The 3,247-nt window shown below is 69.9% G+C and carries 1 protein-coding gene; it reads right to left on the bottom strand.

From position 1 onward, the window contains the following. Positions 1–614 precede the first annotated feature (614 nt). The coding region (aceE, locus tag AC08OQ_RS18645) for a pyruvate dehydrogenase (acetyl-transferring), homodimeric type (protein WP_476612268.1) at positions 615–3,247 on the bottom strand (2,633 nt) is incomplete at its 5' end.

The following is a 3,247-nucleotide window of genomic DNA, read 5'->3' as shown; positions in this document are numbered from 1 at the left end:
TCCCAAACAGGCCCTAGTGTCCGCGGCGGCGATGCGGAACTCAACGCGTCATCGAGTGGAACATGGGGTACCGCGAAAGCCCCGGGGCGTAGCCGAATCGGGGACGGCGGTGGACCCCGATGAAGCCAAGCGCGGTGGGGTTCATCACGGACAGTGCTGATGCGCTGGGTAACTCCTCCGGGGGGTCCGGACCGGGCGCGCCGGAACCAGGTGCGCCCGGATGCAGAAGGTCAACGCGGTGGGCCCGGAGAATGAAACCCGAGGTCGCGGGGCCGAGATCGGGCGCCAAGGGGATCCGGCGCGCGGCCCGGCGCCCAGTCGGGGTGGCCCGGAGGTACCGATCCGAATGCGGTGGGCCGGATGGGCCGGACGGGCCGGCCTGGAGGTGATGGCCCCAACGCGGTGGGCTCCATCGCGCGGGCCCCACCTTCCGGGCCCCACCTTCCGGACCCGCTACCCGGGGCTCCGCGCCGGGTGGGCCCCGCGGGGGTCCGGTCCGGCACCGGGGAGCCCGCAGGTGGCTCCGTCGGCGCAGGGGAGGCCCCGAATGGCCCGGATGCCCGGGCAATCCGGGCAATCCCGGGGCCGGGCGCTCCGGGGCCTGGGTGAGTCGGTCAGCCCGAGATCGGCCGCTCGTCCTGCTCGGTGCTGGCCACGATCCTGGTGCCGGCCACGATCGCCTCGGGCCCGTTCAGGCCGGCCTCGCCGGCGCGCAGCCCGAATCGCCTGATCGCGTCCCCGACCGTGGTGGCCTTGACCTCACCGGCCCGGACGAGGGCTTCCAGGGTCGCGACGACGATCGACTCGGCGTCGACCTTGAAGTGCCGGCGCAGGGCGGCCCGGGTGTCGGAGTGGCCGTACCCGTCAGTGCCCAGCGAGGTGAACGGCTGCGGAACCCACCGGGAGATCTGGTCGGGCACCGCGCGCATCCAGTCGGAGACCGCCACGACCGGGCCGGCGGCCCCTTCGAGAGCGCGGGTCACGTACGGCACGGCATCGTCGGCCTCGGGGTTGAGCAGGTTGGCACGGTCGCAGTCGAGCGCCTCCCGCCGAAGCTCGTTCCACGAGGTCACCGACCACAGGTCGGCGGCGACCCCGAAGTCGGCGGCAAGGATCTCCTGCGCCGCCAGCGCCCAGTGGATGGAAGTCCCGCTGGCCAGCAGTTGGGCCCGCGGCGGGGAGTCCACGCCGGCCCCCGCCGCCGGAAGCCCGCGGACCAGGCCCTCGGCCGAGCGGAACCGGTACATTCCGGAGATGATCTGCGCCGGGTCGAGACCCGCGGGCTCGGCCGGCTGCGGCACCGGCTCGTTGTAGACGGTGAGGTAGTAGAAGACGTTGTCGTCCCGCTCGCCGTACATTCGGTCGAGCGCCTCCCGGACGATGTGCGTCACCTCGAAGGCGAAGGCGGGGTCGTAGGCCACGCAGGCCGGGTTAGTCGAGGCCAGGAGCAGGGAGTGGCCGTCCTGGTGCTGCAGGCCCTCGCCGTTGAGGGTGGTCCGACCGGCGGTCGCCCCGAGCAGGAACCCGCGGCCGAGCTGGTCGCCGAGCGCCCACATCTGGTCGCCGGTGCGCTGGAAGCCGAACATCGAGTAAAAGACGTAGACCGGGATCATGTACTGCGCGTGGGTGGCGTACGCTGTGCCGGCGGCGATCACCGAGCCCATCGACCCGGCCTCGCTGATGCCCTCGTGCAGTATCTGACCGGTCTCGGACTCCTGGTAGGACAGCAGCAGTTCGCGGTCGACGGCCTCGTATCGCTGCCCGTGCGGCGAGTAGATCTTCGCCGTCGGGAACATCGCGTCCATGCCGAAGGTGCGGGCCTCGTCGGGGATGACCGGCACGAAACGCGCGCCCATCTCCTTGGTCTTCATGAGGTCCTTCAGCAGCCGGACGAAGGCCATCGTCGTGGCGACGGGCTGTTTGCCGGAGCCCTTCCGGAGCTCGTCGAAGATCTTCGCTGGCGGCTGGGGGAGCGGCTTGGCCCGCACGACCCGCCGCGGGATCGACCCGCCGAGTGCGGCCCGGCGTTCCCGCATGTACGCGATTTCCTCGGAGTCCGGCCCGGGGTGGCAGTAGGGCGGCAGGTCACCTGACAGCGCCGAGTCCGGGATCGCCAGATAGAGCCGGTCGCGGAACTCCTTGAGCTCGCTCTTGGTCAGCTTCTTCATCTGGTGGGTGGCGTTGCGGGCCTCGAAGTCCTTGCCCAGGGTCCAGCCCTTGATGGTGTGCGCGAGGATGACCGTGGGCTGGCCCGCGTGCTCGGTCGCCGCCTTGTAGGCCGCGTAGAGCTTGCGGTAGTCGTGGCCACCGCGGGAGAGCTTGCGCAGATCGTCGTCGGAGAGGTCCGCGACCATCCGGCGCAGCCGGGCGTCCGAGCCGAAGAAGTGCTCCCGGATGTATTCGCCCGACGACGTCGAGTAGGTCTGGAACTGCCCGTCCGGCGTGGTGTTCATGCGGTTTACCAGCACGCCGTCGGTGTCCTTGGCCAGCAGCGGGTCCCAGTCGCGGCCCCAGACCACCTTGATGACGTTCCAGCCGGCGCCCCGGAACAGCGACTCCAGCTCCTGCATGATCTTTCCGTTGCCGCGGACCGGGCCGTCGAGGCGCTGCAGGTTGCAGTTGACCACGAAGATGAGGTTGTCGAGCTCCTCGCGGGCGGCCACGCCCAGCGCGCCGATCGACTCCGGCTCGTCCATCTCGCCGTCGCCGAGGAACGCCCACACCCGGCTGTTCGAGGTGTCCTTGATCTGGCGGTTGAGCAGGTAGCGGTTGAACCGGGCCTGATAGATGGCGTTGATCGGCCCGATCCCCATCGAAACCGTGGGAAACTCCCAGAAATCAGGCATAAGCCGCGGGTGGGGGTAGGACGACAGGCCGCCCGACTCGCCCTCGCGCCGGAAGGCGTCGAGCTGCTTCTCCGTCAGCCGGCCTTCCAGGAAGGCGCGGGCGTAGATGCCCGGGGACGCGTGACCCTGAATAAAGATCTGGTCACCCGAGGCGCTTCCCGGCGAGGAACTGAGATGGTCCTTGCCGCGGAAGAAATGGTTGAAGCCCACCTCGTAGAGGCTCGCGCTCGAGGCGTAGGTCGCGATGTGACCGCCGACATTGAACTCGGGGCGGTTGGCGCGGCTCACCATGATGGCCGCGTTCCACCGGATATAGGCCCGGATGCGGCGTTCGATGTGCTCGTCGCCGGGGAACCAGGGCTCCTGCTCCGGGCTGATGGTGTTGATGTAGTCGGTGCTGG

The sequence above is a fragment of the Frankia sp. CcCS3 genome (assembly GCF_977927575.1).
Note: the sequence above shows the minus strand (reverse complement) of the source record. Positions and strands in the feature narration are given on the sequence as shown.